Source organism: Allobosea sp. 67-29 (assembly GCF_001898115.1).
Lineage (GTDB): Bacteria > Pseudomonadota > Alphaproteobacteria > Rhizobiales > Beijerinckiaceae > Allobosea.
In genome coordinates this window covers 329156-354864 of record NZ_MKSQ01000007.1, presented here as the reverse complement: position 1 = coordinate 354864, position 25709 = coordinate 329156, and the positions used below count along the sequence as shown (strand labels likewise).

Here is a 25709-nt window from a genome sequence, read left to right as displayed (position 1 = left end):
TCCCTCAGGCGTTGGAGACGGCGACGAGCTTCGCCAGCACCGCCTTGGCCTTGCCGGAATCGAGCGCGGCCGTCGCCTGGGCGAAGCCGTCCCGGAGGTCCTTCGCCTTGCCTGCAACGAGCAGGCCTGCCGCGGCGTTGAAGGCGGCGATGTCGCGGAAGGCGGTCTTCCCGCCGTCGAGCGCGGCGCGCAGGGCCGCGGCGTTCTCTTCCGGCGTGCCGCCGCGCAGATCTTCGGGTTTCGCGAGGCTCAAGCCCACATCGGCAGGGTTGATGGAGAAGCTCTCGATCTTGCCGTTCTCCAGCGAGACGACGCGGGTCGGCCCGGTGGTGGTGATCTCGTCGAGACCGTCGGAGCCGTGCACCGCCCAGACGCGGGTCGAGCCGAAGGAGGCGAGCACCTTGACCATCGGCTCCAGCCAGGTCTCGGAGAAGGCGCCGATGAGCTGGCGCTTGACGCCTGCCGGGTTGGAGAGCGGGCCGAGCAGGTTGAAGATCGTGCGCGTGCCGAGCTCGGTGCGCACCGGCGCGACATGGCGCATCGAGGCGTGATGCGTCGGCGCGAACATGAAGCCGACGCCGGCCTCGCGGATGCAGCGTTCGGTCGCGGCCGGGTCGAGCCCCACCTTGACGCCCAGCGCGGTCAGCACATCGGCGGCGCCGGAGCGCGAGGACGCCGCGCGGTTGCCGTGCTTGGCGACCGGCACGCCGCAGGCGGCAGTGATGATCGAGGCCAGCGTCGAGACATTGTAGGAGCCGGAGGAATCGCCGCCGGTGCCGACGATGTCGATCGCGTCCGGCGGCGCCTTGACTGGCAGCATCTTGCCGCGCATGGCGCCGACGGCGCCGGCGATCTCGTCGATCGTCTCGCCGCGCACGCGCAGCGCCATCAGGAAGGCCGCGGACTGCGCGTTAGTGACCTCACCGGACAGAATCGTGTCGAAGGCGTCGCGCGCTTCCTCGCGGGAGAGGCTCGCGCCGGTCGCAACCTTGGCGACGAAAGGTTTGAAATCGTCCATTGGAACTCTGCGGAATCAGGCTGAAAGGGTCAGGGCGGAGGCTTCGCGTTCGCTCTGCCATCGCTCCGCGAGATCGAGGAAGTTCCGCAGGATGGTCGCTCCGTGCTCGGAAGCGATGCTCTCCGGATGGAACTGCACGCCGTGGACCGGCAGCTCCCGGTGCGAGAGCGCCATGATCAGGCCGTCATCGCTCTCCGCCTCGATGTCGAAGACCGCCGGGCAGGAGGCACGCTCGACCACGAGCGAGTGATAGCGCGTCGCATGCAGCGGGCCGTTGATGCCGCGGAACAGCCCGCGCGCGTTGTGGCGGATCGGCGAGACCTTGCCGTGCATCGGCAGCGGCGCGCGCACGACCTGGCCGCCGAAGGCCTGTCCCATCGCCTGCAGTCCGAGACAGACGCCGAAGATCGGCTTCCGTCCAGCGCCTTGCCTGATGAGGTCGAGGCAGATGCCGGCCTCGTTGGGGGTGCAGGGGCCGGGGGAAAGCACGATCGCGTCATGCTCTCCGGCGAGCGCCTCGTCGACGGTGAGCGCATCGTTACGCCAGACATCGACCTCGGCGCCCAGCCCACCGATCAGGTGGACCAGGTTCCAGGTGAAGCTGTCGTAGTTGTCGATCAACAGAACGCGCATGGCCGGACCTGTGTAGATGGCCACAGGTCATGCACGTTCGGGGGCGGGGTGGTCAAGTTTTGCGCCGCAGGGCGAGGGCCGATGGCGGGCCGACGATCGTCCGGGCCCTCATGCTCCGAGACGCGCCTGCGGCGCTCGTCGGGATGAGGGCTCGGCTTCCAATGGTTGGTCAGACCGCCGGCGGGTTCAGGCGGGCGAAGCCCGCTTGGCGCCGATAGGGGAAGTAGGGATAGGGCGCCGTGCGCTCGCTTGCGGCGTCGAGCCGTGCAACCTGCTCGGCCGTCAGATTCCAACCGACCGCGCCGAGATTGTCGCGCAATTGCTGCTCGTTGCGGGCGCCGATGATGACGGAGGACACCGTCGGGCGCTGCAGCAGCCAGTTGATCGCGATCTGCGGCACGCTCCTGCCGGTTTCCTGCGCGATTGCGTCGAGCACATCGACGATCGCATAGAGCTGCTCGTCCTCGACCGGCGGGCCGAATTCGGCTGTGTCGTGCAGGCGGCTTCCCGCGGGAAGTGGCTGGCCGCGCCGGATCTTGCCGGTCAGGCGGCCCCAGCCGAGCGGGCTCCAGACCAGCGCACCGACGCCCTGGTCGAGCCCGAGCGGCATCAGCTCCCACTCGTAGTCGCGCCCGACGAGCGAGTAATAGACCTGATGCGCGACATGGCGCGGCCAGCCATGGCGGTCGGCGGCGGCGAGCGCCTTCATCAACTGCCAGCCGGAGAAGTTCGAGACGCCGACATGGCGCAGCTTGCCTGCCCGGACGAGCGCGTCGAGCGTCGACAGAACCTCCTCGACCGGCGTGCCGGCATCGAAGGCGTGCAACTGCAGCAGATCGATGTAGTCGGTGCCGAGCCGTCGCAGGGCGTCTTCGGTCGCCTTGATCAGCCGGCCGCGCGATGAGCCTGCCTGGTTCGGACCATCGCCCATCGGCAGGGTCGTCTTGGTCGAGATCAGGACCTTGTCGCGCCGGCCCTTGATGGCGGCGCCGAGAACCTCCTCGGAAGCACCGTTCGAATAGACATCGGCCGTATCGAAGAGGTTGAGCCCGGCATCGAGGCAGATGTCGACGAGGCGGCGCGCCTCCTCGGCGTCGGTATTGCCCCAGGCGCCGAAGAGCGGCCCCTGTCCGCCGAAGGTCCCCGCGCCGAAGCTGAGGGCCGGAACCATCAATCCCGAATGGCCCAAACGCCTGTATTCCATGATCCTGATCTCCTGTGAGAGCAGGAAGATGGCGCCCCTTGGAGGGCCCGATTAGCCCCGGCGCGGGAACATCATTCGTGAGTTCAAGTCATCGAGCGGGCGCTGCGACGCCGGCTCAGCCGCGCGCGCTGCGCGGCATGCCGGCCGTGCGGGGCTGCGCCAGGCCCGGCGCGGTTTCGACGCCGAGCGTCGGCAGGGCGAGCGTGCGCTGCCCGCGGAAATCGATGTGGCAGACGATGAGGCCGCGCTCCTCGATGTAGCCGAGCAACCGGCGCGCCCGGCTCGGCGAATGGCTGCCATAGACCCGCGCGAGTTCGGCGTCGCTGGGACAGGTGCCGCCTTCAATGGCCGTCCGGGCGATGAACAGGAAGAGCCCCTGCAGATCTTCCGGCAGGCTGCCGGAGGCCGCCACTGCGGCTTGCCAGCCCTCGCTCGTGGCGATGCTGTCGCTGACGCCGGCACGCGCCACGGCGAGACGGCGGCGGAACTCCTCCAGACTCAGATGCGTGCGGCCGAGCCGGCGCATCCGGCAGCGCACCGTGAAATCCTGATAGAGCACCGCGGTCTGACGCGACTGACTTTCGGGATCGGCCATCAGCTCACGCAGGATATCGGTCATGATGGCCTCGCGCTCGTGCGGCTCGAGCTCGATTTCCGGCTCCGGCTCCGGCAGCGGGGCAGGGCGGTAGGTCTCGATCCGGCGCAGCACCTCGGTGGGATCCGGGCGCGGCCGCGGGGCGGGGCGGACGGCGCGGGCCAGCGGCGGCGGCTCGTCCTCGCCGGGCGTGAAGATCAGCTTGCCGGCCTCTTCCGGCGCCTGCTCGGGCAGCGGCATCAAGCCCGGGGCGCCGCCGCGATCGACCGAGGAGACCGAGCCGATCCGGATCGGCAGCGGGCGCTTCGACAGGGCGGGGCCGAGCGCGACGAACTGGCCGCGCTCCAGATCGCGGAACATCTCCGCCTGGCGCCGGTCCATGCCCAGCAGGTCGGCGGCGCGCTGCATGTCGATGTCCAGGAACGTGCGCCCCATCAGGAAGTTGGAGGCTTCGGCCGCGACGTTCTTGGCGAGTTTGGCGAGGCGCTGCGTCGCGATGACGCCGGCGAGCCCACGCTTGCGGCCACGGCACATCAGGTTGGTCATGGCGCCGAGCGAGAGCCGGCGCGCCTCGTCCGAGGCCTCGCCCGCCATCACCGGTGCGAAGAGCTGGGCCTCGTCGACGACGATCAGCATCGGGAACCAGAGCGAGCGGTCGACGTCGAAGAGCCCGCCGAGGAAGGCGGCGGTGGCGCGCAACTGCTCGTCGGCTTCGAGATTCTCGAGATTCAGCACCACCGAGACGCGATGCTGGCGCACACGCAAGGCGACGCGCTGCAACTCGGCCTCGCCGCATTCGGCATCGACCACGACATGACCGAACTGGTCGGCGAGCGAGACGAAATCGCCTTCGGGATCGATGATCGCCTGCTGCACCAGCGGTGCGCTCTGCTCGAGCAGGCGGCGCAGCAGGTGCGACTTGCCCGAGCCGGAATTGCCCTGCACGAGCAGCCGCGTCGCCAGCAATTCGGCGAGATCGATCAGACCGGGTTCGCCGGTCCTTGTCGTTCCCATCTCGATCGCTGTCGTCATGCCGGTCGTGCGTCGTCTCGTTTGGGCGCGCGCGAAGGCGCGGCCGGCGCTTCTAGCATGGCATGGTTCCCGCCGGGTGCAGGGCAGGGCTGCATTCCACAGGCAATGACGGGGCCGGGCCGATCAGCGCGGGCAGCGCAAGGCCCGTTCGCGGCGCACAATGTCTGCGATCATGCGGCGGTCGTGGGCCGAGAGCGGCACATCCTCGACATCGTCGTACTGGCAGCCGGCATTGCCGAACGCCGCGATCGCCCGCGCCGTCCGGAAGCAGTAGCCCTGCGCCTTGTAGATCTCGTTGCGCGCGGTCCACAGATCGGCACAGCTCTCGGCTGCGGCCGGCGCCGGCGCTGCCATGGCGAGGGCCAGCATCCCGGTCCCGGCCAGCGCAGGCATGATGAACGCGGAAAGATGAGGCATTGCGATGACCCTTCCGGCCGACATGCTTCTTCGGCCCGATCGTTGTGACGGAACCGGTGGCCGGGAGCAAGCTGTCCCGCGAGGGCCGCGCAGGCGGTCCTACATCTCCAGGCAGGTGATGACCTGTACGTAGCTCGGCGACGTGCCGAGCCTGGCGCTGGCAACGCAGCTGTTGCGCTTCGCCGCGGGGTATTGCGTCCATTTCGCGGCGAGCGAATCGCGCGCCTTGGTCTCGTCGCTGCGGCAGGCCTCGACCGAGCCGCCGATGCCGCCGCCGGCCTTGCCGACATCGCGGCAGGTCGCCTCGATGTTGAATTTCGGGGGGCCGTCGGCGACGGGCACGAGCAGGCCGGAGGAAAGGGACAGCGAAACCAGACCTGCGATCAGCATTGCGGACCTCCCGTGGCGCGCCCGGCCTCGTCAACGCGCGGGCACCGATACGGTTCCGCCGTCAGCGCCGGGAAATCAAGATCTCCGATGCCGAGCGGGCCTCGACCTCGACGATGGCGAGATCCGGCCGGTCGAGCGCCGGGTATGCCGGGTGCTCCGCCCGCCTGACGAAGATGACGCTCGCCAGCGCCTGATGCTCCGCCAGCCGCGAATGGGCCAGCGCCGGCTCCATCTCGCCGGGCAGCACGAGATGAACGTGGCGGCCGCCCTCGATGCAGGCCTGCAGATCGCCCAGGTTGAACAAGCCGAGCGGCAGCAGTTCGATCCCGGCGAGCATGGCCATGCCCGGCCCGCTGGCGAGCGCGGCGAGATCGCCCCCGACCAGCGTGGTGACGATGCGCGACGACGCGACGGGCTTCAGCAGCCGGGACAGCTCCAGTGCCTTGGCGAGAACATCGCGCTCGGGCAGTGCGACAGGACCCGCCATCGTCGTCGCATCGGCCACCTGGATCGGCGGCCGCTCCGAGACCGGCGGCAGCGGGTGCAAGGATGCATTGGCCATCAACATGTCGAGCGGCGCGACGCCTTCCGGGACATCCGGGCCGAAACCCCCGACGAAGCGGGTGCTGAAGGCGCGCATCGCCAGGTTACGCAGGATCAGCAGGGGGCGCAGCGGGCCGATCCGGCTGACGCCGAGCGCCATCACCGCGCCCGACGCCTCGACGAGCCTGAGCAATTCGATCTCGTTGCCATGCAGCGGCAGCATCACGGGAGAGAGCCCGGCCCGCAGGCAGGCGAGAACGGAAACGATCGCCTCGGGGCCGAGCGGGGCGAGGATCGCGACGCTGGCGCCCGGCTGGCCGCGGTTGATCGACAGCAGGCGGGCCAGGCGGTCGATGCGCTGGTCGAGCTGCAGGAAATTCAGCGAGGCGGCATTGACGTCGCTCCAGCCGCGCCGGCCCGGCGGGTCGCGGAGGGCCGTCTCGTAGCCGCGCCCGCGGGCCAGCGCCGCCAGCAGCGCGTCGAGATCGAGGCCGTCGAGCAGGGCGGTCGCCTCGTCCTGTTCAGCCCGCATTCGCCGATCCCTCAGTTTGCCGCGGCCGGCGCCGAAAGGCGCGCCAGCGTCTCGTTGGCCAGGAAATAGGACGGCTGCCGCCCGCTCAGCACGACGTCGCGCGCATGGGCCAGCCAGGTGTCCGGCAAGTAGTAGAGCGGCACCACGTAGAAGCCCGAGATCAGCAGGCGGTCCAGGGTTCGCACGGCGGCGACGAACTCCTCCCGCCGGCGTGCCCGCAGCAGCGCCTGCAGGGTCGCGTCGACGGCCGGGGACTTCACGCCCGCATAGTTGAGCGCACCGCGGCGTTCGGCATTGGCCGAGCCCCAGCGGCCGATCTGCTCGTTGCCGGGCGAGGCCGAGGCCGGCCAGGTCCACTGGATCATGTCGAAATCGAAGGCGGAAAGCCGGCGCCAATACTGCACGTCGTCGATCAGCCGGACCTGCGCGGCAATGCCGAGCCGCACCAGCGACTGGGCGTAGTTCAGCGCCAGCCGCTCCTGCGGGCGGCTCGTCACCATGATCTCGAAGTCGAAGGGCTCGCCCTTGCGATTGCGCAGGGAACCCTCGCGCAGGGAGAAGCCCGCCTGGTTCAGCAGGTCGAGCGCCCTGCGAGCCTGCTTGCGGTCGCGGCCCGAGCCATCCGTCTCCGACGGGCGCCAGGCCCCGCTCAGAATGTCGTCGCGGACGGCGCCCGGAAAGCCGGCGAGCAGCGCCTTTTCGCGGGCATCGGCCGGCACGCCCAGGGCCGACAGCTCCGAATCGGAGAAGAAGCTGCCGGCGCGCCGGTAGACGCCGTAGAAGAGATTGCGATTGACCCACTCGAAATCGAACAGCAGCCCCAGCGCCTCGCGCACCCGGATATCGGCGAAGATCGGCCGGCGCGTGTTGAAGACGAGGCCGGTCATGCCCTTCGGCGCGTCGAAATGCAGCGTCTCGCGGACGATGCGGCCGTCTTGGACGGCGGGGATGTCGTAGCCGGTCATCCAGCGTGTCGGATCGCCTTCGAGTCGGACGTCGCAGAGCCCGGCCTTGAACGCCTCGAACAGCGCGTTGGAGTCGCGGTAGAAATCGTAGCGGATCTCGGCGGCGTTGAAGAGGCCGCGCATCAAGGGCAATGAATCGGCCCAGCAGTCGGTTCGCCGTGTCAGCGTCAGCGATTCGCCCGGCCTGACCTCGCTGACGCGATAAGGACCGGAACCCAGAGCCGGCCTGAAGCTGGTGTCGCCGAAGCTCTCGGCATCGGTCGCATGGCGGGCGAAGATCGGCAGGGCGCCGATGACCAGCGGCAGCTCGCGGTTGAGGCCGTCGCCGAGCTCGAACTCGACGCGGCGGGGCGAGGGGGCCGAGGCCCGGGTCACGCCGGCGAGGCTGGCGCGATGATAGGGCTTTCCCTTCGTTCTCAGCATCTCGACGGTGAAGAGCACGTCCTGCGCGGTGACCGGCTTGCCGTCCGAGAAGCGGGCTCGCTCGTCGATCTCGAAGGCGAGCCGCGTCCTGTCGGGATCGAGCTCGACGCGCGAGGCCAGCAGGCCATAGGCGGTGAAAGGCTCGTCCGCCGAGCGGTAGAGCAGGCTCTGCTGGACGTATTTCGGCACCGCGTCAGGCGCGACGCCGAGCACGACCAGCGGATTGAGGCTGTCGAAGGTGCCCTGGATGCCGAAGACGATGCGCCCGCCCTTCGGCGCCTTGGGATCGGCATAGGGCAGGTGGTCGAAGCCCGGCGGCAGCGCCGGCAGGCCGTGCATGGCGATGGCGTGATCGACCGGACCGGAGGCGGGGACCGGCGAATCGGCACGCGCTCGCTCCCCCGCTGCCGCAGCGAGCGGGAGCAAGGAGAGCAGCAAGCTGAGTTCGCGACGCGATGGCGTCACGGTCAATCGAGGCAAATCCATCGCGTGACCTGATTCCCTGTCCGAAGAATAGCATGGTGGTGCGGCCGTCAGGCAGTTATTCGGGCTGGAATTGGCCGGACGAAGTCGTTAAAGGCGGGTCAGGTGTCATTCAAACGCCTCAATCGCCCCTGATGTGCACGGCTTGCGGTGGCCGGCGCAACCATGCGATTGGGCCGCCGGCGGTGACGCACGCGGCTTGCGAAGTCGTGCCCCCGAATTCGCCTGTTAAGGCTTGTGAGGAAAGACAAGGAATGTCCGCTTCGTTTCGCCTGTCATCATGCGCCATGGCGCTCGCACTGAGCGCGGCCGTCGGTTTTGCGCCGGTCCCCGCCTTCGCGCAGGGCAAGCCGCCGGCCAAGCCCGCCCAGCAGCCCGCGGCCCCGGCCCAGCAGCCCGCCGCGCCGACCGGCCCGACCGTCGTCCAGGTCAAGTCGAACCCTGAGCAGACGAGCTGGACCAAGGTTTGCGGTAAGGACCAGGCCGCCAACAAGGAAATCTGCTACACGACCCGCGATTTCGTCTCGGACCAGGACCAGCCGGTGCTGGCCGTCGCCGTCTATGACGTCAAGGGCGACGCCAACAAGATCGTACGCTTCCTGATGCCGCTCGGCCTGCTGCTGCAGCCGGGCATTCGCTTCGGCGTCGACAACGCCCAGCCGACGGGCGGCCGCTATGCGATCTGCTTCCCCAATGGCTGCTTTGCCGAGGCGCAGATCAAGGACGACTTCATCAACCAGATGAAGAAGGGCACGAACCTCAACGTCAGCGTCCAGAACCAGGGCGGCCGCGAGGTCACCTTCCAGATCCCGCTCGCTGATTTCACCAAGGGCTTCGACGGCGCGCCTATCGACCCGAAGGTGCTCGAGGAGCAGCAGAAGAAGCTGCAGGACGAGGTCGCCAAGCGCCAGGAGGAGCTGCGCAAGCGCCTCGGCGCTGGCGCCGATGCCGCTCCGGCCGCGCCCGGCGGCGCTGCTCCGGCTCCGGCGACGCCGCCGAAGCCCTGACCGGGCCAGCACGCAAGACAGCGAAAAGGCCGGCCCTCGGGGGCCGGCCTTTTTGCTGGTGGGCCCGGTCGCGGCCGCGAGCTAAGGGTGCGGGCGCGAGCCGGTCAGTTCAGCTCGGCGCGGTCGATCCGATAGTGGCCCTTGCGGTCGCGCCGGAAGAATTCGCGCGCCCGCGGGTGGCGGATGGGCGCACCCGAATCGTCGACGACGAGATTCTGCTCGGAAACATAGGCGACGTATTCCGTCTCATCGTTCTCGGCGAAGAGATGGTAGAAGGGCTGGTCCTTCGACGGGCGCATGTTCTCCGGAATCGCTTCCCACCACTCCTCGGTGTTGGAGAAGACCGGGTCGACATCGAAAATCACGCCACGAAACGGGTAGATGCGGTGCTTGACGACCTGCCCGATGCGGAATTTGGCGGAACGCGGTTCCATGATACGTCCATGCTGCACCGGCCCGATACGCAGCCGGCTCGGTTCTTTGCCGCCCTTGCGGAAGAATTGCGTCGCAAATGCGTCGAAATCAACCGACCCGCAGCGGAATCCCCATCACATTCCGTAGTGCTCGGCCAGGTCGGGATCGCGCGCGGCAACCTGGCGGGCGAGATCGACGATCACCTTGGCCTGCTTCCAGGTTGCGTCGTCCTGCATCTTGCCGTCGATCATCACGGCGCCGGAACCGTCGGGCATCGCCTCGAGGATCCGCCGGGCGAAGGCGACCTCGGCCGGATCGGGGCTGAAGACCCGCTTTGCGATCGCGATCTGCGAGGGGTGCAGCGTCCAGGCGCCGGCGCAGCCGAGCAGGAAGGCGTTGCGGAACTGAACCTCGCAGGCAGCCGCATCGGCAAAATCGCCGAACGGGCCGTAGAACGGCTTGATTCCAGCCGCGGCGCAGGCGTCGACCATCTTCGCCAGGGTGTAATGCCAGAGATCCTGCTGGGCGATACCGCGCGGGCCGCCATCGGGGGAGGGGTCGGCGATGACCTTGTACTCCGGATGGCCGCCGCCGACGCGGGTCGTCTTCATCGCCCGCGAGGCGGCGAGGTCGGCTGGCCCCAGGCTCATCCCGTGCATGCGCGGCGAGGCGGTGGCGATCGCCTCGACATTCTTCACGCCCTCGGCCGTCTCCAGGATGGCGTGGATCAGGATCGGTTTCGGCAGGGCGTGGCGTGCCTCGAACTGCGCCAGCAGCTGGTCGACGTAGTGGATGTCCCAGGGGCCCTCGACCTTGGGGACCATGACGACGTCGAGCTTGCCGCCGATCTCGGCCATGATCGCGGTGATGTCGTCCAGGAACCAGGGCGAATTCAGAGCGTTCACCCGCGTCCACAACCCGGTCCTGCCGAAATCGACCGCTTTTCCCATGGCGATGAAGCCATCGCGCGCCGCTTGCTTCGCCTCGACCGGGATCGCGTCCTCGAGATTGCCGAGCACGATATCGACCTGTCCGGCGAGCTCGCCGACCTTGGCGCGCACCTTCTCCAGGTGAGGGGGCACGAAATGGATCATCCGTTCGAGTCGGAGGGGCAATTCGCGGAACGGCTCCGGCGCGCCGATAGCCAGGGGCCGGAAGAACTGGCGGGGCGTCTTGCTCGTCATCGGGCGCTCCATGCTGCGATGCAGCGAATGTGGCGGACCGCGCGCCGGGCGTCCATCGGCCTTTCGGCTGGGCTTGGGGTCGCGTCTTCGGGTATTGCGTCCTAGGATATAATACCTGATCATGACGAAAGGTATTTTATCCTAGGTGCAAAGTCCTCATCCTGCGTCCGGGGAGGGTGTCCTTGCCGCAAATGGCCTTGCAGGGCTTTCGTCATGCGCTAGAGGCAAGTATCCGCAATGGCCCGGCCGCGGGCGGGCCCATTCGCATCGGGACAGAACCCTGCCATGGCCGACCTCGTCAGCATCTTCAATCTGGTCGCGCCTTTCTTCGGGCTGATCCTGCTCGGCTTCGTCATCGGACGCTACAAGCGGTTGCCGGCGGAGGGACTCGCCTGGCTTCAGTTCTTCCTGATCTATGTGGCATTGCCGCCGCTGTTCTACCGGTTGATCGCCGACAAGCCGCTGAGCGAGCTCGCCAATTGGAAGTTCATCCTCTGCACGACCACCGCGACCTTCTGCGCCTTCTGCCTCTCCTTCGCGCTCGGGCTCAAGCACGCCCACGGCAACATGCCGCAAGCCGTGATGCAGGGCGTCGCCGGGGCCTATTCCAACATCGGCTATATGGGGCCGCCGCTGATCCTGGCCGCGCTGGGGCCGGACGCCAGCGCTCCGGTCGTGCTGATCTTCGTCTTCGACAGCGTCCTGCTGTTCTCGCTGGTTCCCTTGCTGATGGCGATCGCTGGCGTCGAGAAGAAGAGCTTGCTCGCCACGGCCGGCGAGGTGATCTGGCGGGTGCTGACGCATCCCTTCAACGTCGCGACGCTGGCCGGCGTTCTGGCGAGCTACTTCAGGCTGGAACTGCCGACCGCGATCGACAGGATGGTGCTCTGGCTGTCCCAGGCCGCCGCGCCCTGCGCTCTGTTCCTGCTCGGGGTCACTGTGGCGCTCAGGCCGATGAAGTCGATGCCGGGCGAGGTGCCGGGGCTCGTCGCCATCAAGCTCCTGCTGCACCCGCTCCTGGTCTGGCTGCTGCTTTCGGCCATCGGCGGCATCCCGATGAACTGGATCTATGCCGCGATCATCATGGCGGCGCTGCCGCCGGCGCTGAACATCTTCGTCATCTCGACGCAGTACAGGGTCGGCGTCGAACGCGCCTCGGCCTGCATCCTGGTCGGCACGATCGTGTCGATGATCACGCTGCCGGGCTTCCTGTGGCTGGTGAAGACGGGCAGGATAACGGCGGATCTATTTCACTGAGGAAGCCATGCTGCCGCTGGACGACCTGCTGGTCCTCGATTTCTCGACGCTGCTGCCCGGGCCGCTCGCCAGCCTGTTCCTGTCGGAGGCTGGCGCCCGCGTCGTCAAGGTCGAGCGGCCGGGCGGGGAGGACATGCGCGGCTTCCCGCCACGCTTCGGCGAGACGGCGGCACCCTTCGCCGTGCTCAATCGCGGCAAGCGGAGCGTCGAGATCGACCTGAAGGCGCCCGACGCGCTGGAGAAGCTGACGCCTCTGATCACCGCCGCGGATATCCTGATCGAACAGTTCCGGCCCGGCGTTATGGAGCGCCTCGGCTTCGGCTACGAGGCGCTGAAGGCGCTCAATCCGCGGCTGATCTATTGCTCGATCAGCGGTTACGGCCAGGCGGGGCCGCGCGCGCAGGAGGCCGGGCACGACATCAACTACCAGGCGATCGGCGGCCTGCTCGGCCAGTCGCTGCAGCGCGGCGCGGCGCCGCCCTTGCCACCGCCTCTGGTGGCCGACATCGCCGGCGGCACCATGCCGGCGGTGCTCAACATCCTGCTGGCGCTGCTGCAGCGCGGACGCAGCGGGCAGGGCTGCCATCTCGACATCGCCATGGCCGATGCCATGCCGACCTTCGCCTGGTACGGGCTGGCCCAGGGACAGGCGACCGGCTCCTTTCCCGATGGCGGCGAGGGGCTGCTGACGGGGGCAAGCCCGCGCTACGGCCTTTACGCCACCGCCGATGGCTGGTTCCTCGCGGTCGGCGCCCTGGAGCCGAAATTCTGGCAGGGCTTCTGCGACGGCATCGGTCTCGACGAGGCGTTGCGCGACGATCGCCGCAACCCGCAGGCGACGCGAAGCGCGATCGCCGCGATCATCTCCGGAAAGAGCGCCGCGCATTGGCGCGCCACGCTGGAGCCGCTCGACTGCTGCTGCACCGTGGTCCGCACCTTGGAGGAGGCGATCGCCGATCCGCAGGTCGCGGCGCGCGGCCTGCTCGAGGCCCAGTCGGAGGAGCCCGGCGGTCGCCGCCTCGTCTCGACGCCCCTGCCGCTGGCGCCGGTGTTCCGGCAGCAGGCGGCGGGTGTGCGTCGCGTTCCAGCCAGCGGCGCCGATACCCCGGCGGTGCTGGAGGAGCGTTAGGCGGCTCCGCGCCGCGGCGCCGAGCCGCCCGCCAGACCCTGCCGCATCACGAAGCGCCGCAACGGCCCGATCCGCGACAGGGCCAGAAGTCCGGCGCCGCGCATCAGGTCGGCCGGCAGCAGGTCGGTGAGCAGCGTGCGGTTGAGGGCGTCGACGGCGCCGGTCCGCAAGCGGACATCGGTGCTGCGCGCCGCGCCATAGGCCGCCATCGCCGCCGCGGCGCCCGGATCCTGCGAGCCGGCGGTCGCATCGCGGAGGGCCGCGACGTCGCGCAGGCCGAGATTCAGCCCCTGCGCCCCGATCGGCGGGAAGACATGCGCGGCCTCGCCGATGAGGGCCATGCGGCCGGCGGCGAAGCGGTCGACCGAAAGCCCGCCCATCGGGATGCGACCGCGCGGGCCTGCGACGCGCATCGCGCCGAGCAGCGACTGCACCTGACGCTCGACGCGGCGGGCGAAACCGTCATCATCGAGCGCCGCGACGGCTTCCGCTTCTTCTGGATCGAGCAGCCAGACCAATGAGGAGCGCCGGCCGGGCAGGGGCACCAGCGTGCAGGGCCCCTTGCGGGTATGGAACTCTGTCGAGGTCTCGCGGTGGTCGCGGCGGTGCTCGAAGATGCCGGTCAGCGCGACCTGCGGGTAGCTCCATTCGCGGCTCGCTATGCCGGCCGCTGCGCGGATCTGGGAGTTGCGCCCGTCGGCACCGACGGCGAGCCGTGCCCTGAGCGGCGCGAAGCCTTCGCCGGACAGCCGCACCGCGCCGTCCCCGGGCTCGATCGTACGGACGAGCCCGGGCAGCAGGCGCAGGCCTGGCCGCTTCCTGGCGGCCTCGGCCAGGGCTTCGGTCAGGTCGGCGTTCTCGATGTTCCAGCCGAACGCGTCCAGCCCGATCTCGGAGGCGCGGAACTCCACCGGCGGCTGGCGGAACAGGCTGCCGCTGTCGTCGACGAGCCGCATCACGGCGAGCGGCGCGGCCCTCTCGATCAGCCTGTCCTGAACGCCGAGCGCGGCGAGAAGGCTCCAGGAACTGTCGAGCAATGCGACGGTGCGCCCATCCCGCGGCGTCGCCAGCGGGCCGAGCAGGGCGACGCTGCGCCCCTCGGTCGCGAGGGCGAGGGTTGCGGCGAGCCCGACGGGGCCGGCTCCCACGATGGCGATATCGACCGGTTGCTCGGCGCGCGTGCTCATGCTCCCTCGCTAGCCGATAGGCGGCGTTTTGGCCACGGGCCGCAAAGTCGCAAGGGGCGGCTTGCGTTACGCGAGGATGCTGCTTGCATGGGCGATGAACTATGCTCGAACCATTCATCGAGGGAGATGCTTCTCATGGTCAAAGCCATTCGCGCCCATAAGACCGGCGGTCCGGAGGTCCTGGTGTTCGAGGACGTCGTACTGCCGCAGCCCGGGCCGGGCGAAATTCTCATCCGCAACCGCGCCATCGGCCTGAATTTCATCGACACCTATTTCCGCTCCGGCCTCTATCCGGCGCCGCAATTGCCCTTCACGCTCGGCAACGAGAGCGCCGGCGACGTGCTCGCCGTCGGGCCGAACGTGACGGAATTCAAGGTCGGCGACCGGGTCGCGGTCGTGTCGGCGCTCGGCGCCTATGCCGAGGAGCGCATCGTGCCGGCTGCCTCGGTCGTGGCGTTGCCGGACGGGGTTTCCTACGAGGCCGCCGCCAGCATGATGCTGAAGGGACTGACGGCCGAATATCTGTTGCACCGGACCTACAAGGTGAAGCCCGGCGATACGATCCTCGTCCACGCCGCGGCGGGGGCGACCGGCCTGATCCTCTGCCAATGGGGCAAGGCGCTGGGCGCGACGGTGATCGGCACCGTCGGATCGAAGGAGAAGGCCGAACTGGCCAAGGCCCACAAGGCCGATCATGTGATCAATTACCGCGAGGAGGATTTCGCGGCGCGGGTCAAGGAGATCACCGGCGGGGCGCTGTGCGACGTCGTCTATGACGGCGTCGGCAAGGACACCTTCATGAAGTCGCTCGATACGCTGAAGCCCTTCGGCATGATGGTATCCTTCGGCAATGCCTCCGGTCCCGTCGATGCCTTCAACCTCGGCATCCTCGCCAGCAAGGGCTCGCTCTATGTGACGCGCCCGACGCTGAACACGCACACTGCCAAGCGCGAGACCATGGTCGCGATGGCGAAGAACCTGTTCGACGCCGTGCTCTCCGGCAAGGTCAAGATCCAGGTCAACGCGACCTTCCCGCTGAAGGACGCCGCCGAGGCGCACCGCGCGCTCGAATCGCGCGGCACCACCGGCTCGACGGTGCTGATGCCCTGACAGCCGCTTCGTGCCGGGGCCCGTTCGCCGGCCCCGGCATGGAACAGGCCGCGCTTGCCGGCGCCACGATGCACGAGGCGTTTTTTCTTCCGCCTCGTGAACCCCGCGGACCGACGTCGCGACGAATGAGCGCCAGCGCGATGCTGACGTTCATTTCAGGACGACGGTCATGTCGACCAGGTTTCAGGCAGTCATCTTTCTGATCGGTACTTTGGGTCTTTCCGGCGTTGCGCTGGCACAGCAATTGCGGGGGCCTGGCGGGCAGGACGCGGCCTCCGCCGCCGTCGTCAAGGATGCGGAGCAGGGACGGGTCCGTGTCACCAGGCCGGTGCTCCTGCGCTATGCGGATATGGGTTGCGCTCCCGGTATCTGCGCCGAGCCGCCGAAGCGGGCCGAGCAGGCGCAGGCGGTTCCGGTTGCCGATGGCTGCAGCAGCCTCGGCACGGCGCATGACCGTAACGGCCGGACGATCCGCCGGCTCTGCGCCTTCAATTGAAAATGGTCCGACCTGGAGGCAAAACCTCAACCCTCATTCTGAGGTGCCGTGGGGAGCGGCGTCCCGAAGGATGAGGGCTCCGAAAAGCTGGCTTCAAACCGCGATGCCGTGCAGGTCGTAGGCGTCGGCCCGCTCGATCTTGACCGTGACAATGTCGCCCGGGCGCAGTGGGCGACGGCTCGCGACATAGACGTTGCCGTCGATCTCGGGCGCATCCCATTTCGAGCGGCCCTTGGCGACGGTCGGGCCGGCCTCGTCGATGATCACCGGAATGCGCTTGCCGACGCGGCCCTTGACGATGCGGGCGGAAATCTCGGCTTGAGCCTTCATGAAGCGGTGCCAGCGCGCCTCCTTCTCCTCCTCGGGGACGAGGGCAAGGCCGAGGTCATTGGCGGGGGCACCTTTGACCGGCTCGTATTTGAACGCGCCGACGCGCTCGAGCCTTGCCTCCTTCAGCCAGTCGAGCAGGATCTGCATATCCTCCTCGGTCTCGCCGGGGAAGCCGACGATGAAGGTCGAGCGGATGGCGAGGTCGGGGCAGATCTCGCGCCACTTCCGGATGCGGTCGAGCGTGCGGTCCTGATGCGCTGGGCGCTTCATCGCCTTCAGGACGTTCGGCGAGGCGTGCTGGAACGGGATGTCGAGATAGGGCAGCACGAGCCCTTCCTGCATCAGCGGGATCACCTCGTCGACATGCGGGTAGGGGTAGACATAGTGCAGGCGCACCCACATCCCCATCTGGCCGAGCTCGCGGGCGAGCTCGAAGAAACGGGTGCGGATCTCCCGATCCTTGAACATCGAGGGCGCATATTTGATATCGAGGCCGTAGGCGCTGGTGTCCTGCGAGATCACCAGCAGTTCCTTGACGCCGGCCTTGGCCAGCTTCTCAGCTTCGCGCAGCACGTCGCCGATCGGCCGGGAGACCAGGTCGCCGCGCAGCTTGGGGATGATGCAGAAGGTGCAGCGATTGTTGCAACCCTCTGAAATCTTGAGATAGGCATAGTGTCGCGGCGTCAGCTTCACGCCCTGGTCGGGCACGAGATCGATGAAGGGATCGTGCTTGGGCGGCACGGCCTGGTGCACCGCGGAGACGACGCTCTCATAGGCCTGCGGGCCGGTGATCGCGAGCACGTTCGGGAAAGCGTCGCGGATCTGCTCCGGCTCGGCACCCATGCAGCCGGTGACGATGACCTTGCCGTTCTCGGCCATGGCCGAGCCGATCGCCTCGAGCGACTCCGCCTTGGCGGAATCGAGGAAGCCGCAGGTGTTGACGATGACGAGATCGGCGCCGGCATGGCTCTTGGAGAGCTCGTAACCCTCGGAACGCAGCGAGGTGATGATCCGTTCGGAATCGACGAGCGCCTTGGGGCAGCCCAGAGAAACAAAGGAAATTTTCGGCGCGACGGCGTTCATCGGCTGATGGCTTATGTCCAGAATGTCAGGAAGCGCCGCGCGTCGGGGCACGCGATCGGCGCTTCCTTTGAACCTTTTCAGCCTGATTTGCAATCGAAAGCGGCTCAGGCCGCCTTGCCGGTCGCGACCGGGCGCTCGGGGTCCTGCGTCCAGTCGGTCATCGAGCCGTCATAGAGCGCGACCTCGTCGCGGCCGAGTAGCTCGGAGAGCACGAACCAGTTCGCGGCCGCCGAATGACCGGTGTTGCAATAGGAAATCACCGGTCCCCGCGGCACCGGAGCAAAGAGCCGTTCCAGCTCGGCGCGCGGCTTGAGTCTGCCGGTGCCCGGCTCGAAGGCGCCTGCATAGTCGCGTGCGATCGCCCCGGGGATATGGCCGCCGCGCGTCGCCTCGGCCGCCTTCTCGCGCCCCTCGAAATAGCCCGGCCCACGCGCATCGACCAGGCTAGCCTGCTTGCTGCGGGAGGCCACGAAGGTCGCGTCGGTCGTGCTGCGGAGCTGCTGCTGCGCCACGACCGGGTAGGGCGCGGCGTTCTCCGGCTGCGACGGGCCGCTCTCGACCGGGCGCTCGGCATCGCTCGTCCAGGCCTTGAAGCCGCCGTCGAGGATCGCCTGCTGGCCGTGGCCGATGAACTTCAGCGTCCAGTACACCCGTGCCGCCGCGGCGAAATCGGTCGCGGCCGTGCCGGCCGGAACGATGACGACGTCGTCATGCGGCCCGATGCCGAGGCGCCCGGCAAGTGCTGCGAGATGAGCCGTGGACGGCAGCATGCCCGGCGCGTTGCCGATCTTCGCCCGCCAGCCATCGGCCGCGTAGTCGGAATGGACGGCGCCGGGGATGTGGCCCGCCTCGAAAGCCCCCCGGCCGCCATCGGCGGCGGTGCGGATATCGATGACGACGAGGTTTTCGTCGCCGAGCCGCGCGGCGAGGGCGTCCGGCGCGATCAGTCCTGCGAATGCGGGCCGGCTCATGCGTCGTCGTCCGTCTGCGATGCGTCGGTCACGTCGAGCGCGTAGCTCATCTCGGCGGTCGCCCCGAGCATGATCGAAGCGGAACAGTATTTTTCCTTCGACAATGTGACGGCGCGCTCGGCCTTGGCCCGCGAGAGGTCCCTGCCGGTGATGCGGTAATGCAGGTGGATCTTCGTGAAGACCTTGGGGTCGGTCGTGGCGCGCTCGGCCTCGACCTCGACCTCGCAGCCGGTGACCGCCTCGCGGCCCTTCTTGAGGATGCTGACGACGTCGAAGCCGGTGCAGCCGGCAAGCCCGATCAACAGCATCTCCATCGGCCGGATGCCGATATTGCGGCCGCCATATTCCGGCGCACCGTCCATCATGACGGCGTGGCCGCTGCCGGCCTCGCCCATGAAGGCCATGCCTTCAACCCATTTCGCGCGTGCCTTCATCGCGATCTCCTGTCCGGATCGAGGACCGCCGCTCTTGATGCCGGCGGGATTCGGAGGCGGAGGCTATGGCATCGCGCGCGAAAGTGGAATCCGGTTTTCGCTTCCCGCCGGCCGACCCGGGTCAGGGGCCGACGAGCTGCCCGCCATCGACGACGATGCTCTGCGCGGTGACCCAGCTCGCCTTGTCGGACGCCAGGAACAGCACGACCTCGGCGACTTCCTCGGGCCGGCCCATCCGGCCGAACGGGATGCTGGCGAGCGTCGCCTGATAGAGGGCCGGGTTCGAGGTCTTCCGGTCCTCCCACGAGCCGCCCGGGAATTCGATCGAGCCGGGCGCGACGCAGTTCACCCGGATGCCCTGCCGCGACAGCATCTTCGCCTGGCTCGCCGTGTAATGCATCACCGCGGCCTTGATGGCGCCGTAGGGCGCGGCCCGCGACGACGCCCGCAAGGCCGAGATCGACGAGATGTTCACGATCGACGACCCCGGTTTCATATGGGGGATGGCGGCGTGGCTGCCGCGGACGATCGCCATCATGTCGATGTCGAACGAGGCGGCCCAGCCCTGCTCGTCATCGGTCTGGCCGAAGCCTGAGGCGTTGTTGACGAGCACGTCGAGCCCGCCGAGAGCCTTCACGGCCTCCGGCACATAGGCGGCGATCGCGTCGGCGTCGGCGAGATCGACGCTGGCCGCGTGAGCGGCGACGCCGAGCGCCTCGATCTCCCGGCGCGCCGCTTCGAGCGGTCCCGCTCCCCGGGCGCAGATCGAGACGGCGGCGCCGCCGGCCGCAAATCCCAGCGCGATGGAGCGGCCGATGCCGCGGCTTCCGCCCATCACGATCACGCGCTTGCCGCTGAATTCCTGGGCCATGCCGGGGTGTCCTTCCTTCGAGTCGCCGTCCTCGAACTTATAGCGGCTGTGCGGCGCGCGGTCCTCGTTGCAGCCGACATGTCAGCCATCCGCCAGCATCGTTCGAGCCGGTCCTTGGGGCGGATGCCTCGACCCGGAACTTGTCGCAATTGCCGGTGGCCTTGGAGGTCGATGCAGCCGCAGTCCCGGGCATCCTCCGCGGCGTGCGCCGTCCTGACCTTCGCCCTTCTTGTTCTAGGCCGCTGCGAACAGGTTGCCGTGCGTGATGCGCAGCTTGACGCGCTCGCCGATCGCCGGGGCGACCTGGCTGGCGAGATCGACGTCGAGGCGCTTCTTCAAGCCATCGATCGCGACTTCGGCCCGGCGCAGGGGGCCGTTGCGGCGCAGATGCTCGACCGTGCCAGGGAGCGCCAGCGGCGTCTCGTCGACGATGCGCAGATGCTGCGGCCGGACATAGAGCGCCGCCGCGCCACCCTGGTTCTGCGTCAGCCCGCCCAGTACCGGCCGGTTGTCGAAGAAGGCCTGGCTGCCGACGACCTTGACCGGCAGCTTGTTCACCTCGCCGAGGAACTCGCAGACGAAAGGTGTCGCCGGATGGTCGTAGACGTCGTCGGCCGAGCCGACCTGCTCGATGCGGCCGTCGTTGAGGATGGCGACACGGTCCGCCAGCTCCAGTGCCTCCTCCTGATCGTGGGTGACGAAGACGGTGGTGTGGCCGGTGCGGCCGTGCAGTTCGCGCAGCCAGGCGCGCAGATCCTTGCGCACCTTGGCGTCCAGCGCGCCGAAGGGCTCGTCGAGCAGCAGCACGCGCGGCTCGATCGCCAGCGCGCGAGCGAGCGCCACGCGCTGGCGCTGGCCGCCGGAGAGCTGGCTGGGATAGCGCTTGTCCAGACCCGGCAACTGAACGAGCTCGAGCAGGTCCTTGACGCGCTTGCGGATTTCCGCGGCGTCGGGCCGCGCGTCGCGCGGGCGGGAGCGCAGGCCGAAGGCGATGTTGTCGGCGACGTTCATCGTCTTGAACAGGGCATATTGCTGGAAGACGAAGCCGATGCGGCGCTCGCGCAGCGAGAGGTCACGCGTGTCGGTCTCGCCGAAGAGCACGCGGCCGCGATCCGCCTCTTCCAGCCCGGCAATCAGGCGCAGCAGTGTCGTCTTGCCCGAGCCGGAGGGCCCCAGCAGCGCAACGAGTTCGCCCGGCTGGATGTCGAGCGAGACGCCGCGCAGCGCCGGGAAGTTCTCGAAGCGCTTCTCGATGGCCTCGATGGTGACGGCGACCGACATGGGGAACGTCCTTCGTCCTGTGCGGGCGTCAATGGCGACGGCTGGCGGCGATGGCGTCGCCGTAATGCCATTCCAGCAGCGTCTTGAGCACGAGCGTGACGAGGGCGAGCCCCGCCAGCAGCGAGGCGACGGCGAAGGCAGCCGGCCCCATATATTCGTTGTAGAGGATCTCGACATGCAGCGGCATGGTGTTGGTCTCGCCCCGGATCTTTCCGGAGACGACGGCGACCGCGCCGAATTCGCCCATCGCCCGGGCGTTGCAGAGCAAAATGCCGTAGAACAGGCTCCATTTCACGTTCGGCAGGGTGACGGTGAGGAAGGTGCGCCACGGCGAGGCGCCGAGCGTCAGCGCCGCCTCCTCGTCGGCCGAGCCGAGAGACTGCATATGCGGGATCAGCTCGCGCGCCACGAAGGGGAAGGTCACGAACACCGTGGCGAGGATCAGCCCCGGCAAGGCGAATACGATCTTCACGCCATGCGCCTGGAGCCAGCTCCCGAAATAACCCTGCGCGCCGAAAAGCAGCACGAAGACGAGGCCGGCGATCACCGGCGACACCGAGAAGGGCAGGTCGATCAGGCTGATCAGCAGGTTCTTGCCGCGGAACTCGAATTTGGCGATGGCCCAGGCAGCCGCGATGCCGACGATCGTGTTGAACGGCACAGCGATGGCCGCGACCAGCAGAGTCAGCCGGACTGCCGCCAGCGCATCGGGCTCGGTGATCGCGGCGCGATAGGCCTCCCAGCCGCGGGCGGCAGCCTCGACGAAGACGGTGGCCAGGGGCAGCAGCAGGAAGAACAGCAAGAAGGCGAGCGAGACGGCGATCAGCACGAACTGAACGCGCCGACTCTCTCTCCGGGCGCGGCCGGTTTCGCGCCGCGCCGGCGCGGCGGCGGTGGGAAGAGTGGCGTCAGACATCCCCATATCTCCGGCGCGCCTTCGCCTGCACGAGGTTGACGGCGAGGATGAGCGCGAAGGAGATCAGCAGCATCATCGCTGCCATCACCGCGGCGCCGGCGTAATCGAACTGTTCCAGACGGATCACGATCAGCAGCGGCGCGATCTCCGAGACCATCGGGATGTTGCCGGCGATGAAGATCACCGAGCCGTATTCGCCGACCGCCCTTGCGAAGGCGAGGACGAAGCCGGTCAGCAGGGCCGGCAGCACCGGCGGCAGGACGACGCAAAATACGGTTCGCAGCCGGCTGGCGCCGAGCAGGGCGGCCGCTTCCTCGACGTCGCCCTGCAACTCCTCCAGCACCGGCTGGACGGTGCGCACGACGAAAGGCAGGCCGATGAAGATGAGCGCTACCATCACCCCGAGCGGCGTATAGGCGACCTTGCCGTCAAAACCGAAGGCGATGTCGGTGAAGGGAATCGTGACGCGGAAGGCCAGCGGTGCCAGCCAGGAGCCGACCCAGCCGTTCGGCGCATAGATCGCGGCGAGCGAGATACCGGCCACCGCCGTCGGCAGGGCGAAGGGCAGGTCGACGGCAGCGTCGATCAGCCGCCGTCCGGGAAACTCGTAGCGCACCAGCACCCAGGCGAGGATGAGCCCGAAGACGGTGTTGACCAGCGCCGCGACCAAGGCGCCGGCGAAGGAAAGCCTGAGTGCGGCGAGCGTCCGCGGCGAGGTCGCCACGGCCCAGATATCGGCAGGCCCGGCGCCGGCGGCTTTTGCGAAGAGACCCGTCAGGGGAATCAGCACGATCAGCGACAGCGCCGTCACGGTGACGCCCAGCGCCAGCCCGAAGCCGGGCAGTATGCTGGGCTCGCGCCAGCGAAATGATGCCGTCACAGTCATGACTTACCGCGCCGGCTTGTAGAGCTGGTCCAAGGTGCCGCCGTCGCCGAAATGGGCTGGCTGCGCCTTGGGCCAACCGCCGAAATCCTTGTCGATCGTCAGCAGATCGAGCTTCGGGAAATTGGCTAGGTCCTTCGGGTCGGCGGCGTCCGGGTTGCGTGGGCGATAGAAGTTCCTGGCGATGATCGCCTGCGCCTTCGGCGTATAAAGGAACTCGAGATAGGCTTGGGCCGCGGCGCGCGTGCCCTTGGCGTCGACATTGCCGTCGACCAGCGCGACGGGTGGCTCGGCAAGGATCGACAGGCTCGGCACGACGATGTCGAATTTGTCGCGGCCGAACTCCTTCTGCGCCAGGAAGGCCTCGTTCTCCCAGGCCAGCAGCACGTCGCCGATGCCGCGCTGGGTGAACGTCGTGGTCGCGCCGCGTGCGCCGGTATCGAGCACCGGGACATTGGCGAGGAGCTTGCCGATATAGCCGCGGACCTTGGCCTCGTCCTTGTTGAAGACCTTTTCGGCATAGCCCCAGGCCGCGAGATAGTTCCAGCGGGCGCCACCCGAGGTCTTCGGGTTGGGCGTGATGATCTGGACGCCGGGTTTTACCAGGTCGCCCCAGTCCTTGATCGCCTTCGGATTGCCTTTGCGAACGAGGAAGACGATCGTCGAGGTATACGGCGCCGAATTGTCCGGCAGACGCTTCTGCCAGTCGAGCGGCAGCTTTTTCGAGCGAGTGGCGATGGCATCGATGTCACCCGCCAGTGCCAGTGTCACCACGTCGGCGTCGAGGCCGTCGATCACGGTACGCGCCTGCGCGCCGGAGCCGCCATGCGACTGGCGGATGGTCGCAATCTTCCTGTCGGGGTGCTTGCCGTTCCACTCGGCCAGGAAGGCAGCGTTGATGTCGCGGTAGAGTTCGCGTGTCGGGTCGTAGGAGACGTTGAGCAACTCGGTCGATTGTGCACGGGCTCCGGCCACGACGCCGAAGCAGACCGTGAAGGCTCCCAGAACCAGTCCGGCCCGAAGCAGGTAGTGAAACACGGGTCGTGTCATATCAGGGCTCCGTTGCGATTCAGGAAGAACTTTCCATCTGAAAGTTCGACCGCGTTCTGAATAACAAACGAAACGTACTGAAATGGCGATATTGCTACAACCGGATCGAGCAGCGATCCCGTTCCAAAGATCCTATACTGGAGAGAACATGCATCTCTCTACATTCATCTTCGGATATATGGCCGGATTACTGATCCAGCTGTCCTCAGGCGCTCCGGCGGTCGGCCGCTTCTTCGGTCGCGACCAAGGCCGCGCCGAAGGCGTGCCCGAGCAGCACCAGAACGGGGCCGGGCTGGGAAAGTTCCGCCAGTCTTTCCGGCAATGTCGCGATCGTGGCTGCAACCCTTTGCTCGTCGGGCCGCGTCGCCGAGAGCACGGCCACGGCTGGCGTCCGCGGATCGAGTCCGGCGGCCAGTGCCTTCTCGCGGAAGCCGGGCAGGGTGGCGCGTGCCATGTAGATCACGGTCGAGGCGGCGGGATCGGCCATGGCGCACCAGTCGAGATCATCGGGCAATTCGCCCTTGCGCGAATGGCCGGTGACGAATTGCAGCCGCCTGGCATGGTCGCGATGGGTCAGCGACAGGCCGAGCGAAGCTGCAGCGCCTTGCGCCGCCGAGATGCCGGGCACGATCGCGACCGGAATGCCGGCCGCAGCGCAGGCCTCGATCTCCTCGCCGGCGCGGCCGAAGATGCCGGGGTCGCCACCCTTCAGCCGCACGACATGCTTGCCCTGACCCGCCAGCGAGACGATCAGCGCGTTGATGTCGCCCTGCTTCACCGAGGGACCGTAGCCCGTCTTGCCGACCAGCATGCGCTTTGCCTCGCGCCGCGCGAAATCGAGCACGCCGGGGGAGACGAGGTCGTCATAAAGGATGATGTCGGCACTTTGCAGCGCGCGGACGGCCTTCAGCGTCAACAGCTCCGGGTCGCCCGGCCCGGCACCGACGAGCGTGACGCGGCCCTTGCCGTCATGGGCGGCTTCGAGGTCGGCGAGCCTCGCGAAGAGTTCGGCCGCGTCCTGCTGGGTCGGCTCCCGCTGCGGCTCCGCCATCGCCTTGCCGGCGAAGAGCTCCCAGAAGGCACGGCGCAGTGCGAAGGGCAACTCGCGGGCCTGGACCGAAGGGCGCCAATCCGCGGCAGCCTGCGCCCAGCTCTTCAGCCCGGCCGGCAGCAGCGCCTCGATCTTGGCCCGGATGGCCTGGCCGAAGACGGGGGCGGCGCCGTCGGTGGAAATGGCCACCACCAGCGGCGAGCGATTGACCAGCGCGCCGAAGGCGAAATCGCAGAACTCCGGCTTGTCGACGATGTTGACCGGCGCGCCCGCCTTGCGGGCCGCGGCAACGAAGGCGCGAATCGCCTCGGCATCGTCGAGATCGGCGACGGCCAGCGCCGCTCCGTCGAGGTCCGCGGGGAGCCAGTCGCGCGCGTGGACATGGACGCGCCGCACCGCGGGATCATCGGCAAGAGCCGCAAAGCTCGCCGAGGCGGCCCCGGCGAAGACGTGCAGTTCAGCCCCGGCGGCGGCCAGCAGCTCCGCCTTCCACAAGGCGCCTTCGCCATGGCCGGCCAGCACGGTCTTGCGTCCGTCCAGCCGGTGAAACAACGGCAAGGTCGCCAGCGGCTCGATGCGCCGCGCGGTCGCCTGGGGTCTTCTTTCGCTCATGGCGTGGTCGCTATCGCCTTCCCGTCCGTCGCCTCATGCCCCCTGCCTGCGGGCGGCGCCAGCAGCCAGAGCGCCGCGAGCGCGAGGATGATAAGGCGAAAGCACAGATCGAGCCAACGGGTCCTACCGGTTTCACTCGACAAGAGCTCGTCGGCCTCCCGCGCCAGGCTGTCCGAAAGGTCGCGGCCGCGCTGACGCATGGCGATGG

At 68.2% G+C, this 25709-nt stretch carries 26 protein-coding genes; 5 read left to right on the top strand and 21 right to left on the bottom strand.

Features of this window, described 5'->3' with window-relative positions; genetic code table 11:
* Positions 1-4: 4 nt before the first annotated feature.
* From trpD to BGO20_RS05345, 8 genes are all read right to left on the bottom strand, one after another.
* The gene (trpD, locus tag BGO20_RS05380) at positions 5-1018 is read right to left on the bottom strand and encodes an anthranilate phosphoribosyltransferase (RefSeq protein WP_291662082.1); all 1014 of its coding nucleotides are present in this window, start codon (positions 1016-1018) and stop codon (positions 5-7) included.
* A 15-nt stretch (positions 1019-1033) separates the two neighbouring features.
* On the bottom strand, positions 1034-1651 hold the full coding sequence (locus BGO20_RS05375) for an anthranilate synthase component II (RefSeq protein ID WP_291662084.1): 618 nt from the start codon (positions 1649-1651) through the stop codon (positions 1034-1036).
* Positions 1652-1820: 169 nt separating this feature from the next.
* Complete coding sequence (locus BGO20_RS05370; protein WP_291662085.1) at positions 1821-2855, bottom strand: aldo/keto reductase; 1035 nt, start codon at positions 2853-2855, stop codon at positions 1821-1823.
* A 115-nt stretch (positions 2856-2970) separates the two neighbouring features.
* Positions 2971-4482, bottom strand: a complete 1512-nt coding sequence (locus tag BGO20_RS05365) for a helicase HerA domain-containing protein (protein ID WP_291662087.1) — start codon at positions 4480-4482, stop codon at positions 2971-2973.
* Positions 4483-4605: 123 nt separating this feature from the next.
* Entirely contained in the window at positions 4606-4899 is a 294-nt protein-coding gene (locus BGO20_RS05360) for a YARHG domain-containing protein (RefSeq protein WP_291662088.1), read from the bottom strand.
* A 99-nt stretch (positions 4900-4998) separates the two neighbouring features.
* Positions 4999-5289, bottom strand: a complete 291-nt coding sequence (locus BGO20_RS05355; RefSeq protein WP_291662089.1) for a hypothetical protein — start codon at positions 5287-5289, stop codon at positions 4999-5001.
* Positions 5290-5350: 61 nt separating this feature from the next.
* A complete protein-coding gene (locus BGO20_RS05350) occupies positions 5351-6364 on the bottom strand; it encodes an AMP-binding protein (protein ID WP_291662090.1) in 1014 nt (337 codons plus the stop codon).
* Positions 6365-6375: 11 nt separating this feature from the next.
* On the bottom strand, positions 6376-8217 hold the full coding sequence (locus BGO20_RS05345; protein WP_291662092.1) for an extracellular solute-binding protein: 1842 nt from the start codon (positions 8215-8217) through the stop codon (positions 6376-6378).
* Positions 8218-8489: 272 nt separating this feature from the next.
* Between BGO20_RS05345 and BGO20_RS05340 the strand changes: the two genes are divergently transcribed.
* Positions 8490-9242, top strand: coding sequence for an invasion associated locus B family protein (locus tag BGO20_RS05340; protein WP_291662094.1), 753 nt, complete (start codon positions 8490-8492; stop codon positions 9240-9242).
* Between the two features lie 104 nt (positions 9243-9346).
* On the opposite strand, the gene hspQ is transcribed toward BGO20_RS05340, so the two are convergent.
* Together hspQ and BGO20_RS05330 are read right to left on the bottom strand one after the other, a co-directional pair.
* Positions 9347-9676, bottom strand: coding sequence for a heat shock protein HspQ (gene hspQ / locus BGO20_RS05335; protein ID WP_291662096.1), 330 nt, complete (start codon positions 9674-9676; stop codon positions 9347-9349).
* Positions 9677-9790: 114 nt separating this feature from the next.
* Positions 9791-10840 carry an HpcH/HpaI aldolase/citrate lyase family protein gene (locus BGO20_RS05330; RefSeq protein WP_291662097.1) on the bottom strand — a complete coding sequence of 350 codons (1050 nt, stop codon included), beginning with the start codon at positions 10838-10840 and terminating at the stop codon, positions 9791-9793.
* A gap of 285 nt (positions 10841-11125) precedes the next feature.
* On the opposite strand from BGO20_RS05330, the gene BGO20_RS05325 reads away from it, so the two are divergent.
* Positions 11126-12097, top strand: coding sequence for an AEC family transporter (locus tag BGO20_RS05325; protein WP_291662098.1), 972 nt, complete (start codon positions 11126-11128; stop codon positions 12095-12097).
* 7 nt (positions 12098-12104) lie between these two features.
* Entirely contained in the window at positions 12105-13226 is a 1122-nt protein-coding gene (locus tag BGO20_RS05320) for a CaiB/BaiF CoA transferase family protein (RefSeq protein ID WP_291662100.1), read from the top strand.
* On the opposite strand, the gene BGO20_RS05315 is transcribed toward BGO20_RS05320, so the two are convergent.
* Positions 13223-14413 (bottom strand): UbiH/UbiF family hydroxylase, encoded by a 1191-nt coding sequence (locus BGO20_RS05315; protein WP_291662102.1) that lies wholly within the window; start codon positions 14411-14413, stop codon positions 13223-13225. The two genes, BGO20_RS05320 and BGO20_RS05315, sit on opposite strands and share 4 nt — an antisense overlap.
* 135 nt (positions 14414-14548) lie before the next feature.
* Between BGO20_RS05315 and BGO20_RS05310 the strand changes: the two genes are divergently transcribed.
* Positions 14549-15523: a quinone oxidoreductase family protein gene (locus BGO20_RS05310; protein WP_291662104.1), complete on the top strand. Its 975-nt coding sequence runs from the start codon at positions 14549-14551 to the stop codon at positions 15521-15523.
* Between the two features lie 169 nt (positions 15524-15692).
* On the top strand, positions 15693-16019 hold the full coding sequence (locus tag BGO20_RS05305) for a hypothetical protein (protein WP_291662106.1): 327 nt from the start codon (positions 15693-15695) through the stop codon (positions 16017-16019).
* Between the two features lie 93 nt (positions 16020-16112).
* On the opposite strand, the gene rimO is transcribed toward BGO20_RS05305, so the two are convergent.
* From rimO to BGO20_RS05255, 10 genes are all read right to left on the bottom strand, one after another.
* Positions 16113-17432, bottom strand: a complete 1320-nt coding sequence (rimO, locus tag BGO20_RS05300; protein WP_291662107.1) for a 30S ribosomal protein S12 methylthiotransferase RimO — start codon at positions 17430-17432, stop codon at positions 16113-16115.
* 104 nt (positions 17433-17536) lie between these two features.
* Positions 17537-18403, bottom strand: coding sequence for a sulfurtransferase (locus tag BGO20_RS05295; RefSeq protein ID WP_291662108.1), 867 nt, complete (start codon positions 18401-18403; stop codon positions 17537-17539).
* Positions 18400-18837, bottom strand: coding sequence for an OsmC family protein (locus BGO20_RS05290; RefSeq protein WP_291662109.1), 438 nt, complete (start codon positions 18835-18837; stop codon positions 18400-18402). The genes BGO20_RS05295 and BGO20_RS05290 overlap by 4 nt, the downstream gene beginning before the upstream one ends.
* 121 nt (positions 18838-18958) lie before the next feature.
* Positions 18959-19708 carry an SDR family NAD(P)-dependent oxidoreductase gene (locus BGO20_RS05285; RefSeq protein ID WP_291662110.1) on the bottom strand — a complete coding sequence of 250 codons (750 nt, stop codon included), beginning with the start codon at positions 19706-19708 and terminating at the stop codon, positions 18959-18961.
* Positions 19709-19942: 234 nt separating this feature from the next.
* Positions 19943-20989 (bottom strand): sulfate/molybdate ABC transporter ATP-binding protein, encoded by a 1047-nt coding sequence (locus BGO20_RS05280; protein ID WP_291662111.1) that lies wholly within the window; start codon positions 20987-20989, stop codon positions 19943-19945.
* A 28-nt stretch (positions 20990-21017) separates the two neighbouring features.
* Positions 21018-21905 carry a sulfate ABC transporter permease subunit CysW gene (gene cysW / locus BGO20_RS05275; protein ID WP_465245996.1) on the bottom strand — a complete coding sequence of 296 codons (888 nt, stop codon included), beginning with the start codon at positions 21903-21905 and terminating at the stop codon, positions 21018-21020.
* On the bottom strand, positions 21898-22791 hold the full coding sequence (gene cysT / locus BGO20_RS05270; RefSeq protein ID WP_291662115.1) for a sulfate ABC transporter permease subunit CysT: 894 nt from the start codon (positions 22789-22791) through the stop codon (positions 21898-21900). Before cysT ends, cysW begins: the two co-directional genes overlap by 8 nt.
* Positions 22792-22794: 3 nt before the next feature.
* The gene (locus tag BGO20_RS05265; RefSeq protein ID WP_291662117.1) at positions 22795-23838 is read right to left on the bottom strand and encodes a sulfate ABC transporter substrate-binding protein; all 1044 of its coding nucleotides are present in this window, start codon (positions 23836-23838) and stop codon (positions 22795-22797) included.
* 205 nt (positions 23839-24043) lie between these two features.
* Positions 24044-25501, bottom strand: a complete 1458-nt coding sequence (gene cysG, locus BGO20_RS05260; RefSeq protein WP_291662119.1) for a siroheme synthase CysG — start codon at positions 25499-25501, stop codon at positions 24044-24046.
* Positions 25498-25701: a hypothetical protein gene (locus BGO20_RS05255; protein WP_291662121.1), complete on the bottom strand. Its 204-nt coding sequence runs from the start codon at positions 25699-25701 to the stop codon at positions 25498-25500. The genes cysG and BGO20_RS05255 overlap by 4 nt, the downstream gene beginning before the upstream one ends.
* Positions 25702-25709 lie beyond the last annotated feature (8 nt).

What these genes read in the sequence shown, in the direction of transcription:
- BGO20_RS05315 (WP_291662102.1), bottom strand. Translation starts at nt 14,413, where the DNA reads ATGAGCACGCGCGCCGAGCAACCGGTCGATATCGCCATCGTGGGAGCC.
- BGO20_RS05360 (WP_291662088.1), bottom strand. Translation starts at nt 4,899, where the DNA reads ATGCCTCATCTTTCCGCGTTCATCATGCCTGCGCTGGCCGGGACCGGG.
- BGO20_RS05325 (WP_291662098.1), top strand. Translation starts at nt 11,126, where the DNA reads ATGGCCGACCTCGTCAGCATCTTCAATCTGGTCGCGCCTTTCTTCGGG.
- BGO20_RS05320 (WP_291662100.1), top strand. Translation starts at nt 12,105, where the DNA reads ATGCTGCCGCTGGACGACCTGCTGGTCCTCGATTTCTCGACGCTGCTG.
- BGO20_RS05365 (WP_291662087.1), bottom strand. Translation starts at nt 4,482, where the DNA reads ATGACGACAGCGATCGAGATGGGAACGACAAGGACCGGCGAACCCGGT.
- rimO (WP_291662107.1), bottom strand. Translation starts at nt 17,432, where the DNA reads ATGAACGCCGTCGCGCCGAAAATTTCCTTTGTTTCTCTGGGCTGCCCC.
- BGO20_RS05370 (WP_291662085.1), bottom strand. Translation starts at nt 2,855, where the DNA reads ATGGAATACAGGCGTTTGGGCCATTCGGGATTGATGGTTCCGGCCCTC.
- cysW (WP_465245996.1), bottom strand. Translation starts at nt 21,905, where the DNA reads ATGTCTGACGCCACTCTTCCCACCGCCGCCGCGCCGGCGCGGCGCGAA.
- cysG (WP_291662119.1), bottom strand. Translation starts at nt 25,501, where the DNA reads ATGAGCGAAAGAAGACCCCAGGCGACCGCGCGGCGCATCGAGCCGCTG.
- BGO20_RS05305 (WP_291662106.1), top strand. Translation starts at nt 15,693, where the DNA reads ATGTCGACCAGGTTTCAGGCAGTCATCTTTCTGATCGGTACTTTGGGT.
- BGO20_RS05330 (WP_291662097.1), bottom strand. Translation starts at nt 10,840, where the DNA reads ATGACGAGCAAGACGCCCCGCCAGTTCTTCCGGCCCCTGGCTATCGGC.
- BGO20_RS05310 (WP_291662104.1), top strand. Translation starts at nt 14,549, where the DNA reads ATGGTCAAAGCCATTCGCGCCCATAAGACCGGCGGTCCGGAGGTCCTG.
- trpD (WP_291662082.1), bottom strand. Translation starts at nt 1,018, where the DNA reads ATGGACGATTTCAAACCTTTCGTCGCCAAGGTTGCGACCGGCGCGAGC.
- BGO20_RS05355 (WP_291662089.1), bottom strand. Translation starts at nt 5,289, where the DNA reads ATGCTGATCGCAGGTCTGGTTTCGCTGTCCCTTTCCTCCGGCCTGCTC.
- hspQ (WP_291662096.1), bottom strand. Translation starts at nt 9,676, where the DNA reads ATGGAACCGCGTTCCGCCAAATTCCGCATCGGGCAGGTCGTCAAGCAC.
- BGO20_RS05290 (WP_291662109.1), bottom strand. Translation starts at nt 18,837, where the DNA reads ATGAAGGCACGCGCGAAATGGGTTGAAGGCATGGCCTTCATGGGCGAG.
- BGO20_RS05340 (WP_291662094.1), top strand. Translation starts at nt 8,490, where the DNA reads ATGTCCGCTTCGTTTCGCCTGTCATCATGCGCCATGGCGCTCGCACTG.
- BGO20_RS05285 (WP_291662110.1), bottom strand. Translation starts at nt 19,708, where the DNA reads ATGGCCCAGGAATTCAGCGGCAAGCGCGTGATCGTGATGGGCGGAAGC.
- BGO20_RS05295 (WP_291662108.1), bottom strand. Translation starts at nt 18,403, where the DNA reads ATGAGCCGGCCCGCATTCGCAGGACTGATCGCGCCGGACGCCCTCGCC.
- BGO20_RS05350 (WP_291662090.1), bottom strand. Translation starts at nt 6,364, where the DNA reads ATGCGGGCTGAACAGGACGAGGCGACCGCCCTGCTCGACGGCCTCGAT.
- BGO20_RS05280 (WP_291662111.1), bottom strand. Translation starts at nt 20,989, where the DNA reads ATGTCGGTCGCCGTCACCATCGAGGCCATCGAGAAGCGCTTCGAGAAC.
- BGO20_RS05255 (WP_291662121.1), bottom strand. Translation starts at nt 25,701, where the DNA reads ATGCGTCAGCGCGGCCGCGACCTTTCGGACAGCCTGGCGCGGGAGGCC.
- BGO20_RS05375 (WP_291662084.1), bottom strand. Translation starts at nt 1,651, where the DNA reads ATGCGCGTTCTGTTGATCGACAACTACGACAGCTTCACCTGGAACCTG.
- BGO20_RS05265 (WP_291662117.1), bottom strand. Translation starts at nt 23,838, where the DNA reads ATGACACGACCCGTGTTTCACTACCTGCTTCGGGCCGGACTGGTTCTG.
- cysT (WP_291662115.1), bottom strand. Translation starts at nt 22,791, where the DNA reads ATGACTGTGACGGCATCATTTCGCTGGCGCGAGCCCAGCATACTGCCC.